We start from the raw sequence: 20,283 nt of genomic DNA, 5'->3' as shown, positions 1-20,283 counted from the left end.
ATAAGCAGTATTGTATTTCTTATCTCTCGCTGCTTTATCTTCCTTACATGAGACTACTGAAATCGTTGTAAAGACTATTATCCCTACTAGAGTTACTATAAGCTTTTTCATTATTTTGTATTTATTGAGTTATTAAATAATTGATTATTGCGCTATGCGCATAATAAGTTTCGACTGCACTTATTTGATTGATTTGAAACTTTAATTGTAGCTCTTGAATATCGAGTACATCATTAAAATCAATAGTTCCCGTTTCATAATTTTTAAGAAGGATTTCTTCCGCATCATTAGCTTGCTTCAAGTTTTTCTCGAGTGTATTGTATTTAATTCTAGCTTGATTGCGCGATGATATCGCTTGAGCAAAAGCAGACTCCAAATCATTTAGGCGACTGTCTTTTTGAGCTCTAATTTCAAGCTGTTTTAGTTCGTTCTGTTTTGAAGTAGACTTGTACTTATTATTAAAAAGAGGCACAGAAACAGAAACCATCGGCATAAAAATATCCTTACCATTATCACTAAAACTCATATCAGGTCGCTCAGAAACTGGCATATAATCCAATCCAAAACCAATCATAGGATTGCGCTCTGCTTGATTTAATTCTTCTGATTGTACTACGGATTCATAGAGTTTGTCATATTTGAGCAATTCTGGATTTAGCATTAAAGCATCCTCAGCGAACACGCTATCTTCATCTGGGGGCATTAAGTTTTCAAGAACAGTTACTTCTGTTTCCCCATCTCGATTAAGCAATTTATTAAGGGTTGTTTGCTCGCCTGAATACCCCTCATCTAAAACTTCTTTTTGCTGCTGCAACTCATTTTGTCTAATCTGCAATTTCAATACGTCTACTGCAGATGCTTTTCCAACTTCCACAGAGGTAAGTGCCAGTTTTTCATAGGTTTTCAATAACTGAATATTCTCATCAAGTACTTTTTGTTTTTCCTTTATGCTATAGAGTCTATAATAGGATTGAGAAACCGAAAGTGCCAGTTTACGTTTTGCAATCACGATTTCTACATATTCTGAATCTGCCATTGCGCTTGCGTAATTTTCTCTAGCCGTAATCGTACCGAACCATGGCAACATTTGTCTCGCCGAAAACCGAGCACGTTGGGCACCAGTTCTAGTTTCAGGTTCACTCACAAAATACCCTGCGCTGAATTCTGTATTGGGAATCCAATCAGCTTCGTTTACTTTTTCTTCAGCTATGTTGTGACGAAGATGATACGCCTGAATCTCTGGACTATTATCTAGTGCCTCGCTAATAAATGATTGTAATTGTTGAGCGCTCGAAAAAGCGGAAACAAGCAAAAAACAGATAACAATATTTATAGTTCTCATTAGTTTGCTCTTTTTAGTTTTAATTCTTCTCTCCAACTGTACAATACCGGTACAATAAAATAGGAGGTAATATCAATCACCATTCCCCCAAAAATTGGGATGGCCATTGGCATCATAATATCACTTCCCTTTCCTGTAGATGTCAATACAGGAAGTAAAGCAAGAATTGTAGTTACCGTAGTCATCAGACAAGGACGTATTCGTTTTTTCGCAGCTTCTAATGCTGAATGTCTAATACCCTTTTCATCTGTTGGTTTGTCACGGTCAAAGGTTTGCGTGAGATAGGTTGCCATTACTACTCCGTCATCGGTAGCAATACCAAAAAGTGCAATGAACCCGACCCATACTGCCACACTCAGATTGATGGTTTTCATATTGAATAGGTCACGCATGTTCTCTCCGAACAGATTGAAATTGAAGAACCAGTCTTGACCATACAACCAAATCATAATGAAACCACCTGCAAAAGCCACTGTGATTCCTGTAAAGACCATAAGTGAAGTAGAAACAGATTTGAACTGGAAATACAAAATCAAGAAAATTATTGCTAGTGCCAACGGAACCACAACAGAAAGTGTTTTCTCTGCTCGCAACTGGTTTTCATAGGTTCCAGTAAATTGATAACTGATTCCTTTAGGAATAGTTAATTCCCCAGTTGCTATTTTTTCTTTTATTAAAGCCTGAGCATTTTCTACGACATCTACTTCGGCAAAACCATCAAGCTTATCGAATAGTACGTATCCGATTAGGAAGGTATCTTCACTTTTAATCACTTGTGGACCTTGTTCGTAGCGTATGTCAACAAGTTCGCCCAATGGGACGGGACTTCCCTTTTCAACTGGGACATAAATCTTTTTAAGGTCTTCTTCATTGCCGCGTAATTCTCTCGGGTAGCGCACGCGAACACCATAACGCTCACGACCTTCAACGGTCTGCGTCAAAGGCATTCCGCCAACAGCTACTTTTAGAACTTGCTGAACATCAATAATCGATATTCCATATCGCGCCAGTTGCTCTCGTTTGATATCGATTAACAAGTAAGGCTTACCCACAATTCGGTCTGCAAAAACAGCCTGCTCCTTGACACCATCGGCTTGTTTCAGAATACCTTCTAACTGTAAGCCAAAGGCTTCTATTTGCAATAAATCCTGTCCTTTTACCTTGATTCCCATGGGTGCCCTCATTCCTGTTTGCAGCATGACCAGTCGGGTTTCAATGGGTTGTAATTTCGGTGCGGAAGTTACCCCTGGTAATCTTGTCGCCTTAACGATTTCATTCCATATATCATCTGGGTTTTTAATCTCTGGTCGCCAGTTACGGTAGTATTCGCCATCGTCATCTTCAACCAAATGTTTCGAATGAATTGCAAATGGGTCTTTTAATTTTGATGCTTTGTAACTCGAATTTTCACTATCTATATTCGTATTCGTATTTGGATTAATAACTAGAGTACCATTTTTAAGTATATAAAGCCCATCTTCATTTACTTTGTAGCGTTGTTTTTTACCCTTCTCATTATGCATGTATTCAGATTTGTACTGAATCATATTTTCATACATGGATAACGGTGCCGGGTCGAGTGCAGATTCTGTTCTGCCAGATTTACCAACCACCGTTTCTATTTCGGGAATGGTAGCAACTGCCATATCCAGTTGTTGCAATACCCTTTTGTTTTCTTCTACACCAGCATGCGGTAAAGAGGTAGGCATTAAAAGGAACGAGCCTTCGTTTAGGGATGGCATAAATTCCTTTCCGGTGTTGTTCATAATCCACACACCAGAAATAAGAACCGTTGCAGGAATGATTAGGAACAAGAGTTTATTCGCTAATGCCCATTCCAAAATCTGACCATAATACCTTCTCAATACAGAAAATATCCCTAGAACTCCAAAGCAAATTAGCGCTACAAAAATCAAGTTGACAAATACACTTCTATCAAAGCCTAAGGGTCTCCAATATTCTGCAAGCAGAAATACGATAGCAGCTGAGGATATAATAATATTAATCAGATTAACTTTCTTGCCGTCAAGATTATGCCTTAAATTTAAAAGTCCCGTTACACCAAAAGCAATCAAAAAAATCCCTAACCAATAGCCTGAAAACATTGCGATTGCTCCCAATACTAAAAGCGAAATTTGAAGTACATAGCTAAATGAAGATTTCAGATTCTTCTTTCTAAATAAATATGCCGCCAATGGCGGGATTATGAATAAGGCGATAATCAATGAAGCCGAAAGGGCCATTGTTTTTGTAAAAGCAAGGGGACGGAATAATTTTCCTTCTGCACCAATCATAGTAAATACAGGTACAAAGCTTATAATGGTAGTTAGGACTGCCGTTAAGATTGCTCCAGAAACCTCAGAGGTAGCATTATAGATGATTTCATTCATAGTGTATTCCGCGCCGCTTTCACTAAAACGCAATTTTTTATCATCCATATGCCGTATCATGTTTTCGGCTAGAATAACACCAACATCGACCATGGTGCCAATAGCAATGGCGATACCTGAAAGCGCAACTATATTGGCATCTACATTAAAGATTTTCATGGCTACAAAAACCATCAAAACAGCAACTGGTAATAATCCAGAAATTAAGATGGACGCCCTTAAATTGAAGACCATTATGATAATTACCAAAATGGTAATTAATATTTCTAATGTCAATGCTTCATTGAGGGTATCGAGGGTTTCTTCAATCAGCTCTGTACGGTCGTAAAAAGGAACTATGGTCAATTGAGAGGTACGGCCATCTGCCAATACTTTTGAAGGCAAACCATCTTTAAGTTCATCGATTTGGGCTTTTACATTCGTGATGACTTCCATTGGGTTTGCACCGTAACGAGCAACGACAACACCTCCAACTACTTCGGCTCCTTCCTTATCCAAAATACCACGTCTGGTTGCTGGCCCAAGACTTACGTTAGCAACATCCTTAATTCGAAGTGATGTAAAATTTTCAGAAGAAACAACCGCATTCTCTAAATCTGCAATGGTCTTGACATAGCCCAAGCCGCGGACAAGGTATTCAGCTTGGTTTATTTCCAAAGTCTGCGCTCCTATATCCTGATTGCTTTCTTTTACAGCTTTTACAATTTGGTTTAGACTAATTTTATATTGGCGCATTTTCTCAGGATTCACATCAACTTGATATTCCTGTACATAACCACCAATTGAGGCGACCTCCGAGACACCACTAGCACCTGAAAGCGCATATTTCACATAATAGTCTTGAATACTGCGTAATTCCTGTAAATCCCATCCACCAGTTACATTACCCTTTTCGTCACGTCCTTCTAAAGTATACCAATAGATTTGACCCAATCCAGTAGCATCAGGCCCTAGAGCTGGGTTTAAACCTTCTGGCAACAAATTTGCCGGTAATGAATTTAGCTTTTCTAAAATCCGACTACGTGACCAATAGAACTCGATGTCCTCCTCAAAAATGATATAGATGCTCGAAAAACCGAACATAGAGGAACTACGAATCGTTTTTACCCCTGGTATACCGAGCAAAGAAGTAGTTAGTGGATATGTAATTTGGTCCTCAATATCTTGTGGAGAACGACCTTCCCATTTCGTAAAAACAATTTGTTGGTTTTCACCTATATCAGGAATAGCATCTACTGCTACCGGGTTTGAAGGCAGAAAACCTGTATTCCAACCAAGCGGTGCATTTACGATACCCCAACCTACAAATAAGGCGAGCATTAGTACTGCAACTAGTTTGTTCTCGATAAGGAATTTGATAGCTTTATTAAGCATGTGATTTGATAATTAAACAGGTATGAAAGATTTGATATTCTGATATTCAGAAAAACAAATACAACAAATTGAGCCCTAAACGATTGCTATCGCAGGGCGCACTTAATACTGTCTAAAAATCAAATAAGGAAAGTCTGGTCAAGAACTTGAACATCCCGTAATAGTGGAGGCGGGACATAGTCTCTAAACGGAGTTATATTTTCTTCTACCGCATCAAAGAGATTTATAAAGGAATAAGCAAAAGAAAAAACAAATTGTTGCTGTTCAAAAGTAAGGTTGTCGAATGAGATTTTTAAATCATCTTGACCCTCTATTGTAACTTCTATATCAGAACAACAGCTTGTCTCGTTCTCCATTTCCATAACTTCACAGGAACTAGAGTCTTTCGACTTTTCTGCTTTCATCATGCAAGTATCTACCTTATCGAACATGCTGAAATCTACCAAATGACCACCACAGTAATGCATATCCACAGAGAAAGACATTGTGGATAATAGCACGATTAATGCCATTAAAGTGGAAGTTATTTTATGTAGCGTTTCTTTCATTCGTTAAACAAAATTAGTAAATAATTCGATTATCTGGTTTTTTTAACTAAAATTATTTTATTTCTCATTATTATTAACGCGTTGAATACGAGCACTTTAAAATATTTTTAATATTCAAGTTTTGAATATTATAATTATAGAGTTAATTCTTGTAGATTTTTTGTGGGACTAATATTCTCCTTTGAAATCAGTCAAATCGTTATTTTTTTTCGACAAAAGTAAAATTGTCTTCTTTTGCCAAGTCTAATTAGCAAAACATTATTATTTAAAATATCTTTGGATTGCCCCCCCTTCAATTGAACGCCTCGTTTTGACTAAATCTCTTTAAAGAAATGCGTTCGACCAAATTAAATTTACTTCCCAAAAAATATTTGATAAAAACAGGTGATGTCGATCATGGTGATTGGAATTTCAAACCATTCCTGGGAATTATTATGAAGGCAAGGTTTCGCCTAATTATTAGAATGCTCGCTAAAAAGAGTAAGGGACATTTGCTTGAAATCGGATATGGAAGTGGAGTTTTTTTACCTGAACTAGCAAAACACGCCCATAATATTTATGGAATTGATATTCATGACAAACATAATGAAGTGGCAGAAAAGCTCCTTGAATATAATGTAAAAGCGGAACTCGTTTCTGGTGGAGCGGAAAAGATGATATGGGAAGACAATTCATTTGATAGTATTGTAGCAGTTAGCGCTTTAGAATTTGTTTCTGATTTAGAGGCAGTATGTTTGGAAGTAAAAAGAACTCTAAGGCCAAACGGCAGTTTTATGCTGGTAACACCAGGAAAATCACCAATTCTTGATTTTGGTTTTAACCTGTTGACAGGGAAAAGTGCTAAAAAGGATTTTGAGGATAGGCGTGAAATTGTTATGCCAATGTTATTGAAACACTTTGAGATAAAACAAGAACTGACCTACCCAAAATATGGTTCTTCAATACTAAAGCTGTATACAGGCTTGGAATTAAAGCCAAAGGATGTTTGATTCTCAACTAAATGAAAACTGTTCTATTAATAATCATGAAAATAGAAACGGATTTAACAGTATTAGGATAGGATTCTTAATCCTTGGAGAATACTTTTAACCTTATTGTGTAACTATTTACTTGACATACAACTAGTTTTATCGGTCCATCATTACCAGATTAAAACGTATTGAAATTCTATTCTACCTGAATTTGAAATATAGCGTTTTGTTCAGATTCAAAAGGATTTAAAATTTCACAACTTCAAAGCTTTCGACCTACTACCCGAACCGCCACTGCTACCTTTTTTTGACAGCGAAAAAACAACATCCATTCTTGCACAACGGCATAAAGCCAGGACCCCACCAAAAGTGGGGTCTCTTTTTTATACGTCTTAGCAAGCCTGAATATTGTAACTGAGTAAGCAACAAAAAAAGGTAACAGCGACGGCTCTGTGGGAAGTAAATCAAAACCGGAAATCATGAAATCATATCAAATCCTCAAAAATGAATCGGAACAAAAGTTAAAAAATAACAAAAAGGAAAACGCTCTAGGTGTAATAAGTAAATCGCTATTAAATGCTGTTCGAAAAGTTCGGGCAGGTCTATTAATTCATTCTAAATATTTTCAATTATGAGTAATCTTAGAAACAAAGTCCAATTGATTGGCAACGTGGGGAACAATCCCGAAATGACCGTTTTGGAAAGCGGTAAAAAAGTAATCCGTTTTTCATTGGCCACCAATGAGAACTACAAAAACGCCAAAGGCGAGAAAGTTCTAAGTACAGACTGGCATAATATGGTGGCTTGGGGCAAGACTGCCGAGATTGTAGAAAAGTATGCCGTCAAAGGCAAGCAAATTGCCATCGAAGGAAAATTAACTTCTCGCAGTTATGAAACCAAAGAAGGCGAAAAGCGATACATCACGGAAGTGATTGTTAGTGAAGTATTGTTATTGGGTTCTAAGTCTGAAAACAAAGCAGCTTAAACAGTGGATTGTAGAAAAACAAAGAGGGCATTCTCGGAAAAGTACTGCCCTCTTTTTCATTACTAATAACGTTTAAATCAAAAGCAATGAAATCACAAGTTAATGAAATTAAAGTCAGTTACAAAGAACGCATAACCGCACCATTTTGGCGCAAGATAAATTCCTCGAAAGATGCTGCGGAACTTCTTTTTGAGCATTGGGATAAAAGTACTATTAGCTTACATGAATCGTTCAAAATAGTTTTATTGAATAATAACAATAAGGTCAAAGGAATCTATCAAATTTCACAAGGGGGAATAACAGGAACGCTTGTAGATTTGAGAATCCTATTTGCGGTTGTCCTAAAAACCCTTTCCGTAGCGATTATCTTGACACACAACCACCCAAGTGGAACACTAAAAGCAAGCGAAGCGGATAGACAGATTACGAAAAAAATCAAGAACGCTGCACAGCTTTTAGACATCAAAGTACTCGATCACATTCTAATTGTACCCAATGGCGACTATTACAGTTTTGCCGATGAGGGAATACTTTAAAATTCAAATCGTATGGATATTAATATAGATATACCGTTTCGTCTAAATTTCAATAATCTGGACGGAGATACACAGGAAAAATTGATGGAGCAATCCAAGATAGAAGTTGAAATAAAATTCGGTTCTGAAATGAAAATATATGCCCAAGAAAATCATTTGGACTATCAAGAAATTTTGGAAGAGGAAGCTATTAAGAACCTTTATAATTACCAATTCATGTTCACTATTTAAAGCAAGAAGATTTTGAATGCATGGGGCGACTTTCAAAAAGTTGCCCTTTTCTATTTTAGAAAATGCAACACTTCTCAATAATTCATATTGAATCCATAAAAAAATAGCTTTAACCTTCTTAAAATGGATGCCTTTTTCAACTTTAGAAACGAGAGCCTTTACCTTGAAGTAAAGGTATTTATTTTTTCCCCTGCGGGGGAAAAAGGAATAGCAAGAGGACAACACGCTAAAGCGGTGTTATGATATTTGATTCTATTTTCAATACCTTGAAAATGAGTGTTTTATGAGGTAGTGCGATAGTTTTTAATAAATCAATAGATAGGATATTTTACTGTAAAAAGCTCCGAAACCCCTGAAAACATTAAAAAATTTACTGTAAAAATGAAAGAAAAGAGAAAATATAAGTATCCGTATTCGGCCATTAGTATCCGTTTCGCCGTTGCCCTTCGGTTTCGGGTATTCTCAAAAAAAGTGGCACGTTCCCATGCCGAAACCTTGACGGCAATGATGGACTTTTTTGAATGGCACAACTACTCGCCCCACCAACGTTTTGGAAAGGATATCATAGCCGGTCAAGATAAAAATCGTAAGCGCATAGAGGCGGGAATCGCAATTTCGAAGGCTATTGAAAAGTCTCTAAATATTCCGTTAATGAACATTGAAATGATGTTGAAGTCACTTTTTCAAGAGGATTATAAAAGATATGTACCCAAGATATTTGAGCCGAAAAAAACCGATTCCGATTCTATGGAAACCATAAGGATAAAGGCCGTGAAGTTAAAAATGAAATACCATCGAGCCAATCAAAAATTGGAAGAAACCCAAGATCGAATGAAATACCTTTTGGATAAAATCGAACTAGTGAAGAACCGCTTTGGAAAGGATTATCTGAAAATCGAAATTACAAGGGAAGAGGTAGCACGTTTCAAAAGGGGCTTAAAAGATTCATGATAAGTTCATAGTGATCACACCACAGAAATCAGGGAAATGTTATTCGAATTGTGCAGCGGATTATGTCGTTTATTTCGAAGTGGGGAAAATGCTGGAACCCCAGAAACAGGAAAATTTATTCATTGGAAAGAAGATTAGTTTTTCCCAATAAACCTGAATCAAAACTTAATGTTCCTAATTCACAACTAAAATCAATAGAGGTAGTTTTTACTCCTTTCAATAAAACAAAGGTAATTTTCCGTGTTTTTTACTCTCGTTTAAATATAAATTTTGAATAAGTAATTACGATTACATACTAGTTCTTGACTTTCGAATAGAATTTACCGACATTTGAATAGATATAAGTTCATTAAATATATAAATACAAACAGGTGCGCTATTCGGTGCGCACTTTAAAAATACTGATTTTAACTTTTTGAATATCAAATGATTACAACTGAGGTTCGAGCCCCAGCCAGGTCACTTTTAGACTTCATAAAATATTCAAAAAGCCTTTAAATCATTGATTTATAGGCTTTTCTTTTTTCTTCATCCATTTGATATCATTGAAAATCATCCAATTTGGAGCGCTATTCGGTGCGCACTTATTAAATCCATAAAAATGGACACCAGAAGGGTGTTTAAAAATTGTATATCAGATTATTACGGAAATATTTTTATCAACTTAAAATGGTAAAAAAAATGAAAAACAAACAATTATAGTGTCCAATTCATTTGCAATCTTAAGTTACCTAAGAACAGGCAGATTAAATAATCGCGGTAAAGCTCCGATATACATACGAATAACCGTAAATGGCAATCGCTCTGAATTTAGTATAAAACGTAAAATTAAGCCTGAAAACTGGAATTCCATAAAAGGTAGAGACAAGGGTTCGAGTCAAAAAGGAATTGATTTAAACCGCTACATTGATGATTTGGAATCAAGAGGTTGGAACAGCTTCGGGACATTTTTGTTTTGTTGCTTTACGGGATTGACCTAGAGGGATGTCCAAAAGTTATCTCAAAACCATGTCGTTTTGAAAATGAATGGAACTCGAAGGATAAAAATTAATCGTTCAAAAACTGATTCTCGAAGTACCATTTCCCTACTTCCTGCTGCAGAAGAAATCATATTAAAATATGCAGATCATCCTATTACTGCACAAAATGGCTTGCTCTTACCTGTAATTAGTAATCAAAGAACAAATGCCTACTTAAAAGAAATAGCAGACGCATGCAATATAGCAAAGCATCTGACCTTCCACTTGGCTAGACATACTTTCGCAACCACTGTAACCCTTGATAATGGAATACCAATTGAATCGATTAGCAAAATGCTGGGGCATCAATCTTAAAAGACCACTCAGATTTATGCTAAAGTTATCGACCAGAAATTAAAAGAGGATATGGATAAGCTTCGGGAGAAATATTAATATCTTACGGTAGTTCCACCAAGGCTATTCTAAGTTTTGTTGTACATATCTTGTCTAGTTGATAATCCCAATATTAAAATTACCATTTCTTATATTTAATGTACTTTATTTATAATGATGTAAAACCAAATAAGCATGAAATGGTTAAAGGTCTGATTAGTTACTTAAGGCGTATTTTATCATTTTGGTAAATGAAGTTAAAATAATATTACTACTTGATAATAAGTGCTAGTTCTTGAAACGTATAGTAGCTTATTTTTAAAAATAATGATGGCACCATCACCAACGCTGAAAGATGATCAGCAGTTAAATAAGAAACACTATTATTTCCTTGAATATGAAAAATGTGCTTACCCTAATATTTTTATTTCTTATCCATTCCGGTTCCTATGCACAAGATGTTTTAGTCGAGGCTGAAAGTTTTGACAACCCTGGGGGATGGACCGTAGACCCACAATTCGAACAACAAATGGGGTCTCCCTACTTATTGGCACACGGAATTGGAGAACCGGTTAAAAATGCTATTACTAAGGTCAGATTTGAATCTGACGGAGAATATCATGTTTGGGTCCGCACTAAAAATTGGGTGCCCGGAGATTGGGAGGCTCCAGGTAGATTTCAACTAAAAATCGATGGAAAACCTTTAAAAAAGATCTTAGGTCAGCGTTCAGGCTGGGGCTGGGAATATGTCGATAAAATAAAGGTGTCCGAAAAAGAAATTGATATGGAACTGGTCGATTTGACCGGATTCGACGGACGATGCGATGCTATCTATTTTTCAACTAAAAAAGAAGAACCTCCCTCTTCTACCAAAAAGTTGGCTGAATGGCGAAAGAAGACCAAGTCCGAACCAAATGCTCCACCGATTACAAAATCCTATGATTTAGTAGTTGTAGGTGGTGGACTTGCAGGTTGTGCCGCATCTATTGCAGCGGCAGAAGAAGGACTCAAAGTCGCTTTGATTCATGACCGACCGGTTTTAGGTGGAAATGCCAGCGAGGAGATTCGGGTGCATACCTTGGGTATCTATGGAAATTTTGAACGCATCCTAAAAAAAATCGATACGGAGCATTATCCGAACGGAAGTGCCGAAGCTAAATTGGACCAGAAAAAGCGCGATGATAATGTCAAAAGTTATGAGAATATCGATTTGTTTTTAAATCATAGGGCCTATGATGCAAAAGCTGAAAATAATAGCATTCAATATGTAGATGCGAGACATACTTCGACTGGTGAACGAATTCGATTTGAAGCACCAAGATTTGTTGACTCTACAGGAGACGGATGGATTGGATACTGGGCGGGGGCGGAATTCAATTATGGTCGTGAAAGTTCTGAAGAATACGGAGAAGTTTGGGAAGAACATGGCGAATTGTGGACACCTTCAGAACCAGACGATGCGGTGATGGGTTCTTCAGTTTTATGGGGGTCGAAAGAAACAAATACTAAACATACTTTCCCCGAAGTCTCTTGGGCCATGCCCGTTGCAAGAAAGTATGCACGGGTTGCCGGAGAATGGCAATGGGAATTCAGTAGTCCGGACCATAACCAAATTGATGATGCCGAAGATATTCGTGATCATATGTTACGCGCCATTTATGGATCGTTTGCAAATGCCAAAAAAGATCCAACAAATGCCAACAGAAAATTGGAATGGGTTTCTTCCTTAGTTGGAAAAAGAGAATCGAGAAGACTGGTCGGTGACCATATTTTTACGTTCAACGATGCCAAGGAAGGACGCAAATTCCCTGATGGAGTGGTTATCGAAATTCGCGATGTGGATATACATTACCAAACCGTTTTGGAAGATGAGGAGAATCCCGATTTCATTTCCGAAGCTTTGTTTTATAAAACCCCGGAATATTATATACCCTATCGCAGTTTGTATTCCAAAAACATATCAAATCTATTTATGGCAGGGAGAAATTTCAGTTGTTCCCATGCCGGGCTTGGTGGGCCAAGGGTAATGCGAACTACTGGACAAATGGGAGCTGCCGTGGGTTTCGCAGCTGCCTTATGTAAAAAATATGATGTGAATCCAAGAGAAATCTATACCGGCTATTTGGATGAGTATTTGGCCTTGATAGAGAATCAGAAATTCAAAAAAATTCCAGAGTCAAAAAAATGAGAAAACTATTATTTATTGTACTAATTGGGATTCTGTTAATGGGTAATAGAACTGTAGAAGTTCCTATGGATAATCCTCCGGAATATTTTGTTTTGAGCTGGAAGGAAGGAACACAATTGACTCCCCAGCCCACCGAATTTTTTATAGAAGTGGATTCTACTAATAAACAAGAGATTCTCGCACTGGTCAACGAAAGGAAAGTCCCGGTCTTATATACTTCAGAAATCACTACCCCGGTTTGCGCAGATGGTGAATGTAAGTTGATGAACATCAAATTCTATTGGACGCTCCTGGGAGAGTATGCAGGTTTTGACCGGTATCCGACGATGCCGTTGACCAAACATGACCATGACGAATTTGGGGAAGCAGATTATCAAAAACTGCACAGGCTGTTGGCAGACGATAAAAACTTAATGGGCCGAAGACGCATTGACCAACTAGTTGAAAAACCCAAAATGAGAACGGTAAATGGAGTTGACGCCGTTTCAGGGGCCACTATTGCAAGGGTAAAGGAATCAGTGGTTTCAGGAGCGCTCTATTCTTGCTATACTGCATGGCACTTGGTTCATGGAGATATTCAAGAACAATTGAAAACACATTCCTTATCGATTTTGGATAGGCAAATGATCTTGGATATGCTGTATAGCATCAATCCGGAGTATCAGATTTTTGCGATGGGAAAAATGGATAGGTTAGATTACAAAGAACATTATAAACAACTGGCCGATGTGTTTAGAACCAGTACGCCTCTTGTCCGAAGTATTATTACCAAACGATTGACCACAAAGTTTAAAGATGCACCCAAATTGCAACGTCCATTTTGGGAAGCTTTTGACGTGGTGGATGCCAGCAGTAAAAGCCAGATGATGAAATATTTGGATGAGGCACCTAATTATGTACTTGAAGTGCTTTCGGAAAAATTGGGTGTTATGAGCAAGAATCAAATTAAGGCCTTTTTGACCCACTTATCCAATAGCGAGGTATTGAATGCCCAAACTCTTAACAACATTCTAGAATTTTCAAAGTCCGAAAATCAGACCTACGCCTATTTGGCCCAGGAATTTCTAGAAGATTTAAAGTGAGAACTTAAACCGACCAAGAATGAAAATTTTTAGATTCGTATTGCATATTCCCATCGTCTTTCTACTATTTTCTTGTGGGGAACCGGAAACCAAATCTGAACCAGTTTCAGTGGAAAAAACAACTGCAGTTTTTCCACATAAAACGCCGGACGAGAAACCCAATATTCCAATGAGTGCTGCCACGGAACGGATGTTCGGTTATCCGGGCAAAGGCATACACGACAACGAGCTTTTTTCCCAATTCAAATATACCCGGCTAAAAGGTTTTGATTATAATAATGGCGATGGAACCGTTACAAGACGTGACCCTTCAAGACCAATCAAGGTCGATGGAAAATACTATATCTATTATACAAAACGGCAAACCACTGTTCCACCAATCGGGGCACGGAATGCTAGCAAGACTACCGATGAAATTCCGTCAACAGATTGGGACCTATGTGATATCTGGTATGCTACCAGTGAAGATGGAATTACTTGGGAAGAACAAGACATAGCCGTTGCCAGACCTAAAAAACCAAATTCTGGATGGCGTTCAGTTGCGACTCCGGACATCTTGATTTGGAAGGGAAAATACTATCTCTACTATCAGGCATTTAGTGAACCAAGCGGGCTTCGTGGCGATTGGTGCCCTGTTTCCGTTTCCTATGCCGATTCTCCTGACGGGCCATGGACACATGGCGCATCAGAAGTCATTCCTTTTGGTAAAAAAGGGGAATGGGATCAAGATGCTACCCATGATCCACATCCTATTGTCTTCAAAGGAAAAATCTATATGTACTACAAAGCAGCTTTCAATAAATGGCCCGATATCAGGGACCAATATGCCGTTGGGCATGGATTGGTTATTGGGGACGACCCATTGGGGCCATTTGAGAAACATCCATTAAATCCAGTAATGACCTCAGGGCATGAAACCACATATTTTCCTTTTAAAGAAGGAGTAGCTGCTTTGACGATTAGAGATGGAAACGAACGAGAAACCATGCAATATTCAGAAGATGGTGTCAATTTTAGAATTGCTTCCAGTCTTTCATTAACACCAACCGCTGCAGCACCTTATCTTACCGATGCATTTACAAATACCAATTACGGAAAAGGTTTCACTTGGGGACTGTGTCATTTTGTCAATGCTGGCGAAGCGGGCGAACAACATTCGATAATTGCGCGCTTTGACTGTGATTTGAGTTTGGAATACGACAATCCCCAAGTATTTAAAAAAAGTACGGTCTGGCATAAACCGGATGTTTTTTTTCAACAGGGATTCGATCAAGAGAAGAATAATACCGAAAAATAGCCATTCATTTAAAATCTGTCCCATGAAAGATTCAATTGCGTTACTTTTTTTATTCTCAGTGGTTCTTTTTTCCTGTAAACAAGAGAAAAATAGTTCGGAACAAGAAGTCGTTAAGAACCAAAACGGATTTCCTTTTCACCTACCAGAGGAAAAACCGAATAGAGCAATGAGCTCGGCAATGGAACGTATCTACACTGATTACAGTTCTCCAAGACCCCAGAACAATGAATTGTTCAGTCAATTTAAATATACCGAGCTTGAGGGATTTGATTACAATAATCATGATGGCACTATTTCGCGTCGGGACCCTTCCAAAACCATTTTCTACAACGGCAAATACTATGTGTGGTATACGCATCGTGAAACTCCTGTACCACCTGTGGGAATTCCGAATGCTGCAAAGTCGAGCGATACCATTCCTTCATCAGATTGGGATTTAGCGGATATTTATTACGCAACTTCGGAAGATGGTTTTACCTGGAAAGAACAGGGAGTTGCCATACCAAGACCACCCGCACCCAATGTTGGCCATAGGTCGGTTACAACAACCGACATTTTAGAATGGAAGGGAAAATACTATTTATACTATCAAGCATTTTCAGTGGCCTCTGGAAAAAATGGCGGGGATGATTGTCCGGTTGCGGTTTCGTATGCCGATTCTCCTGACGGGCCATGGACTGCAGCGAATAAAATAGTCATCCCGAATGGAGCAAAAGGAGAATGGGACATGAATTCCATTCACGACCCGTATCCCTTGGTACATGATGGAAAAATCTATATCTATTATAAATCCGATTTTGATGACAGGCCTGAACTTGTTCGCATGCAAGGCTTGGCAATTGCCGATAATCCACTGGGGCCGTTTACCAAACATCCCTTGAATCCGGTTATTACCTCAGGGCATGAAACATCACTTTTTCCGTTTAAAAAAGGGGTCGCCGCATTGGTCTATAAAGATGGCCCAGAACATAACACGGTGCAGTATGCTGAAGATTGGGTAAATTTTGAAATTGCCTCCATTACCGAACTCATGCCCTATGCCGCAGCACCGCATGTACCTGATGCTTTTACAAATACCAAAGATGGGCGGGGCATTACTTGGGGATTGGCGCATTTCATAAATGTAACAGGCGATTGGGATAAGTTTAGTTCCAAATTGGTGCGTTTTGACTGTGACCTCAGCTTAGATATTGATGACCCAGAAATGAAACAACATCGTGTAAATCATGCTCCTGGTGTTTATTTCAGACAAGGGTTAAGTGAAAAGCAAAAAGCAGATAGAATCAAGAATCGTTCAGAATAACCGCATAGAATACGAATGTTAACCTTAAATATTCACGAACATACGTTGCGGGTTAAAATAAAGCTAGCAGATGATAAATGATGCAAATCTGTACGCAGACATAAAAACTATATTTGATTAACTAGAGACCACTTGCAATGAAAAAACTACTCCTTATAGTATTCACATGCTATATCCCACTGGGATGTTCTGCACAGCAACAAAATACTTCAGAAACAAAAAAGCAACCCAATATCATTTTGCTATTCGCAGACGACGCCGGTTACGCAGATTTCGGTTTCCAAGGAAGCAAGGAAATGATAACTCCCAACTTGGATAAGCTCGCTTCGCAAGGGGTCCGGTTTACCCAAGCCTATGTGACGCATCCAACTTGCGGTCCCTCAAGAGCAGGACTGATTACAGGAAAATCGCAGTACCGTTTTGGATATGAAGAAAACAATGTCCCGACCTATATGAGCGAAGTTTCTGCTGCCGATGGAGCTGAAATGGGGCTTCCAGTAGAAGAAGTAACCATGGCTGATTACCTGAAAAAACAGGGGTATGCCACTGCTGTTTATGGCAAATGGCATTTGGGCGGGGCAGATAGATTTCATCCTACCAAAAGAGGATTTGATGTGTTTTATGGTTTTCGTGGTGGCGCTAGAAGCTATTTTGAATACACCGAAGGACCAGCGGAACCATTAAATAAAATGGAGCGAGGATTTGGCAACTTTGAAGAGTCGAAAGAATATCTAACGGATGCTATTGCCAATGCGTCCTTAGATTTTATAGAAAGAAATACCAAGGCGAACAAACCCTTTTTTGCCTTTCTTTCCTTCAACGCTGTACATACCCCTATGGATGCCCTTCCAGAAGATTTGGCGAAATTCCCAAAGTTGACTGGCAAGCGGAAGATTGTGGCAGCAATGGGGTTGGCATTAGATCGGGCAGTAGGTAAAGTGCTGGACAAACTTAAGGAGTTGGGTATTGCTGATAATACGCTAGTTGTTTTTACCAATGACAATGGCGGTCCAACGGACGCAAATGCATCAAGTAACCTTCCCTTAAGCGGAATTAAAGCGACACATTTAGAGGGAGGTCTACGCGTTCCGTTTCTAATGAAATGGCCAGGAAAATTAAAACCAAACACGGTCTATGATTTTCCAATCAGCACTTTTGATTTACTTCCTACTTTTTACTCGGCCGCTGGTGGTAACAATACTGAATTGAAAGATATTGATGGAGTCGATTTGCTTCCTTATATCAATGGAGTAAAAACAGAGCGTCCCCATCAAACACTCTTCTGGAAAAGAGATGCGCGTGCCGTTATAAGAAAAGGCGACTGGAAATTCATTCGCTTCCCGGATAGGCCAGCCGAATTGTTTTATTTGCCGGAAGATGAACGTGAATTGAACAATCTGGCCGACCAAGAACCCGAACGTTACCTTCAAATGTATAAGGAGTTATTTGCTTGGGAAGCCACTTTGGAGCGCCCAAGATGGTTATTGAAAAAGGAATATGAATGGCGTGATGTTGAACGAATGGATAATTTTTGGCCTAAAAAAAACACCCAGTAAATCAGGATATGACAGTTGGAAAAACTTTAAGATTGAGCATTCAAGTTATTTGCGCTGTAGTTCTAATTGCATCCTGCGGAGATTCCAAAGATAAATTCCAGAAACCGAAAAAAAGCAAATCCATTGCCATGATTAAAGACAACGCCCGAGGCATTATAAACAATACCAACAGTCCAAATGTAAAGTTGAAAAGTATCGATATCGGTGACTGCCAATGGACGGAAGGCTTTTGGGCCCAAAAGTGGAAACAGGCCGAAGAAACAATGGTGCCCTATATGGGAAGCTTGTTGAAAGGAGATATAGGCCATGGATTGAATAACTTCAAAATCGCTGCCGGTCTCAAAGAGGGCGAACATAAAGGCTGGTGGTGGCATGATGGAGATTTCTACAAATGGATGGAAGCCAGCATGTACATTTATGCTGTAAATAAAAACGAAAAAATCGTTCATGAAATGGACGAGATCATCCAAATTATTAGCCAAGCTCAGCAGGAAAATGGATATCTCTCAACTCCAATAATTATACGAGATGACTTGGAGCCTTTTTCCAACAGGAGATATCACGAATTGTACAATAGCGGGCATTTGCTGACAAGTGCCTGCATACATCATCGGGTTACGGGAAAGACCAATTTCTTGGACATTGCCATCAAACATGCCGATTATCTCTATGACCTTTTTGTACCGATTACTCCTGAACTGGAACGCTTCGGATTTAATCAAACCCAAATTATGGGCCTTGTGGAACTCTACCGTACAGTTCAAGACAAGCGTTATTTGGAACTTGCTGAACAATTCATCAATCTTAGAGGTACTTATGAAATCAACGACACCACTGCTACAAAGGGTTATCCTATTGGCGATATGGTACAAGAACGGGTGCCGCTTCGTGAGGAAACCGAAGCCGTAGGTCATGCAGTGTTAGCACTTTATTACTATGCAGGAGCAGCTGATGTCTATGCAGAAACGGGTGAAAAAGCGCTAATAGATGCCCTCGATAGACTTTGGGATAATGTGACCAACAAAAAAATGTACGTCACTGGGGCTGTAGGTCAAACACATTACGGCAGGTCTTCTCGTTTGGATAAAATAGAGGAAGGTTTTATTGACGAATATATGATGCCGAATATGACGGCCTACAATGAAACCTGTGCGAATATTTGTAATTCGATGTTCAATTATCGCATGTTGACCTTGACGGGTGATTCCAAACATGGTGATATTATGGAACTGATTCTGCACAACAGTGGACTATCTGGTATTGGTCTTGGAGGGGAGGATTATTACTATTCCAATCCTTTACGAAAAATTGATGGGGCACTGGATTATGAGAAGATGAATGTAGAATTTCCGGAGCGGCAACCCTATTTGAAATGTTTTTGTTGTCCACCCAACTTGGTTAGAACTATTGCTAAATCCCCTGCTTGGGCCTACAGCAAAACGGAAAACGGCCTTGCCGTAAACCTATATGGAGGAAATAAATTGGAAACGACTCTAATGGATGGTTCTTCCATTAAACTATCACAAAAAAGCAATTATCCATGGGACGGGGCTGTGGAAATTACTGTTGAAGAATCTAAGTCAGAACCTTTTGAGATGTTATTGAGAATTCCTGCCTGGGCAAAAGGAAGCACCTTAAAAGTGAATGATCAATCAATCGAAACAATTGCTCCGGGAAGTTTTGCGAAAATAGAGCGAGAATGGTCCACTGGTGATATCATTTCCTTGAACATGCCAATGGAAGCCAAATTCATTGAAGGGCATCCACGAATTGAGGAAGTACGAAATCAAGTTGCGGTCAAAAGAGGCCCTGTGGTTTATGCGTTAGAATCTACTGACCTTCCCAAGGGAACAGATATAACTGATGTTTATATTTCCAGTAGCAAAGAATTAAAATCAGTTCACAAAACCGATGTTTTAGGAGGAGTTACAACCATTGAAACCGATTTATTGATTCGTAAGGATGAACTTAACGGAATGTACAATGAAGTAAGTAAACCCAAAATGGAAACCTATGCCACACAATTGATTCCTTATTACACCTGGAGCAATCGTGGGCAAGGAGAAATGACTGTATTCATGCCTATCATTTGGAACTGAAAGAATTGTCCCCTTGAGGGGACTTTAGGGTTGTAAAACCCAAACCAAAAAAACCAAGCCCAACAATTCTGTAAAAGG

At 38.7% G+C, this 20,283-nt stretch carries 16 protein-coding genes; 13 read left to right on the top strand and 3 right to left on the bottom strand.

The window, feature by feature from the left end:
* Positions 1 to 121: 121 nt before the first annotated feature.
* The 3 genes from FEE95_RS20460 to FEE95_RS20450 form a co-directional block, all read right to left on the bottom strand.
* Complete coding sequence (locus FEE95_RS20460; RefSeq protein ID WP_138659890.1) at positions 122 to 1,342, bottom strand: TolC family protein; 1,221 nt, start codon at positions 1,340 to 1,342, stop codon at positions 122 to 124.
* Positions 1,342 to 5,106, bottom strand: a complete 3,765-nt coding sequence (locus FEE95_RS20455; protein ID WP_138659889.1) for an efflux RND transporter permease subunit — start codon at positions 5,104 to 5,106, stop codon at positions 1,342 to 1,344. Before FEE95_RS20455 ends, FEE95_RS20460 begins: the two co-directional genes overlap by 1 nt.
* Before the next feature lie 119 nt (positions 5,107 to 5,225).
* Positions 5,226 to 5,654 carry an HYC_CC_PP family protein gene (locus FEE95_RS20450; RefSeq protein WP_138659888.1) on the bottom strand — a complete coding sequence of 143 codons (429 nt, stop codon included), beginning with the start codon at positions 5,652 to 5,654 and terminating at the stop codon, positions 5,226 to 5,228.
* 332 nt (positions 5,655 to 5,986) lie between these two features.
* Here FEE95_RS20450 and FEE95_RS20445 point away from each other — a divergent pair, with 332 nt between their 5' ends.
* The 13 genes from FEE95_RS20445 (at position 5,987) to FEE95_RS20385 (ending at position 20,205) form a co-directional block, all read left to right on the top strand.
* Positions 5,987 to 6,643, top strand: a complete 657-nt coding sequence (locus tag FEE95_RS20445) for a class I SAM-dependent methyltransferase (RefSeq protein WP_138659887.1) — start codon at positions 5,987 to 5,989, stop codon at positions 6,641 to 6,643.
* A 613-nt stretch (positions 6,644 to 7,256) separates the two neighbouring features.
* Positions 7,257 to 7,610 carry a single-stranded DNA-binding protein gene (locus FEE95_RS20435; protein WP_138659885.1) on the top strand — a complete coding sequence of 118 codons (354 nt, stop codon included), beginning with the start codon at positions 7,257 to 7,259 and terminating at the stop codon, positions 7,608 to 7,610.
* Positions 7,611 to 7,696: 86 nt separating this feature from the next.
* The gene (locus tag FEE95_RS20430) at positions 7,697 to 8,146 is read left to right on the top strand and encodes a JAB domain-containing protein (protein ID WP_138659884.1); all 450 of its coding nucleotides are present in this window, start codon (positions 7,697 to 7,699) and stop codon (positions 8,144 to 8,146) included.
* A 12-nt stretch (positions 8,147 to 8,158) separates the two neighbouring features.
* On the top strand, positions 8,159 to 8,377 hold the full coding sequence (locus FEE95_RS20425) for a hypothetical protein (protein ID WP_138659883.1): 219 nt from the start codon (positions 8,159 to 8,161) through the stop codon (positions 8,375 to 8,377).
* 381 nt (positions 8,378 to 8,758) lie between these two features.
* Positions 8,759 to 9,328: a BfmA/BtgA family mobilization protein gene (locus FEE95_RS20420; protein WP_138659882.1), complete on the top strand. Its 570-nt coding sequence runs from the start codon at positions 8,759 to 8,761 to the stop codon at positions 9,326 to 9,328.
* 701 nt (positions 9,329 to 10,029) lie between these two features.
* Positions 10,030 to 10,308 (top strand): Arm DNA-binding domain-containing protein, encoded by a 279-nt coding sequence (locus FEE95_RS22395; protein WP_238474627.1) that lies wholly within the window; start codon positions 10,030 to 10,032, stop codon positions 10,306 to 10,308.
* Between the two features lie 42 nt (positions 10,309 to 10,350).
* Positions 10,351 to 10,662 carry a site-specific integrase gene (locus tag FEE95_RS22390; protein WP_238474626.1) on the top strand — a complete coding sequence of 104 codons (312 nt, stop codon included), beginning with the start codon at positions 10,351 to 10,353 and terminating at the stop codon, positions 10,660 to 10,662.
* A 415-nt stretch (positions 10,663 to 11,077) separates the two neighbouring features.
* Positions 11,078 to 12,868, top strand: a complete 1,791-nt coding sequence (locus tag FEE95_RS20410) for an FAD-dependent oxidoreductase (RefSeq protein ID WP_138659881.1) — start codon at positions 11,078 to 11,080, stop codon at positions 12,866 to 12,868.
* Positions 12,865 to 13,950, top strand: coding sequence for a hypothetical protein (locus FEE95_RS20405; RefSeq protein WP_138659880.1), 1,086 nt, complete (start codon positions 12,865 to 12,867; stop codon positions 13,948 to 13,950). The genes FEE95_RS20410 and FEE95_RS20405 overlap by 4 nt, the downstream gene beginning before the upstream one ends.
* Before the next feature lie 19 nt (positions 13,951 to 13,969).
* Positions 13,970 to 15,247, top strand: a complete 1,278-nt coding sequence (locus FEE95_RS20400) for a glycoside hydrolase family 117 protein (RefSeq protein WP_212748464.1) — start codon at positions 13,970 to 13,972, stop codon at positions 15,245 to 15,247.
* Between the two features lie 22 nt (positions 15,248 to 15,269).
* Complete coding sequence (locus FEE95_RS20395) at positions 15,270 to 16,550, top strand: glycoside hydrolase family 117 protein (RefSeq protein WP_138659879.1); 1,281 nt, start codon at positions 15,270 to 15,272, stop codon at positions 16,548 to 16,550.
* Positions 16,551 to 16,687: 137 nt separating this feature from the next.
* Positions 16,688 to 18,106: a sulfatase gene (locus FEE95_RS20390; RefSeq protein ID WP_138659878.1), complete on the top strand. Its 1,419-nt coding sequence runs from the start codon at positions 16,688 to 16,690 to the stop codon at positions 18,104 to 18,106.
* A gap of 8 nt (positions 18,107 to 18,114) precedes the next feature.
* Positions 18,115 to 20,205, top strand: a complete 2,091-nt coding sequence (locus tag FEE95_RS20385) for a glycoside hydrolase family 127 protein (protein ID WP_138659877.1) — start codon at positions 18,115 to 18,117, stop codon at positions 20,203 to 20,205.
* Positions 20,206 to 20,283: the final 78 nt, after the last annotated feature.

The sequence above is a fragment of the Maribacter algarum (ex Zhang et al. 2020) genome, from assembly GCF_005885635.1.
Taxonomy (GTDB): domain Bacteria; phylum Bacteroidota; class Bacteroidia; order Flavobacteriales; family Flavobacteriaceae; genus Maribacter_C; species Maribacter_C algarum.
Note: the sequence above shows the minus strand (reverse complement) of the source record. Positions and strands in the feature narration are given on the sequence as shown.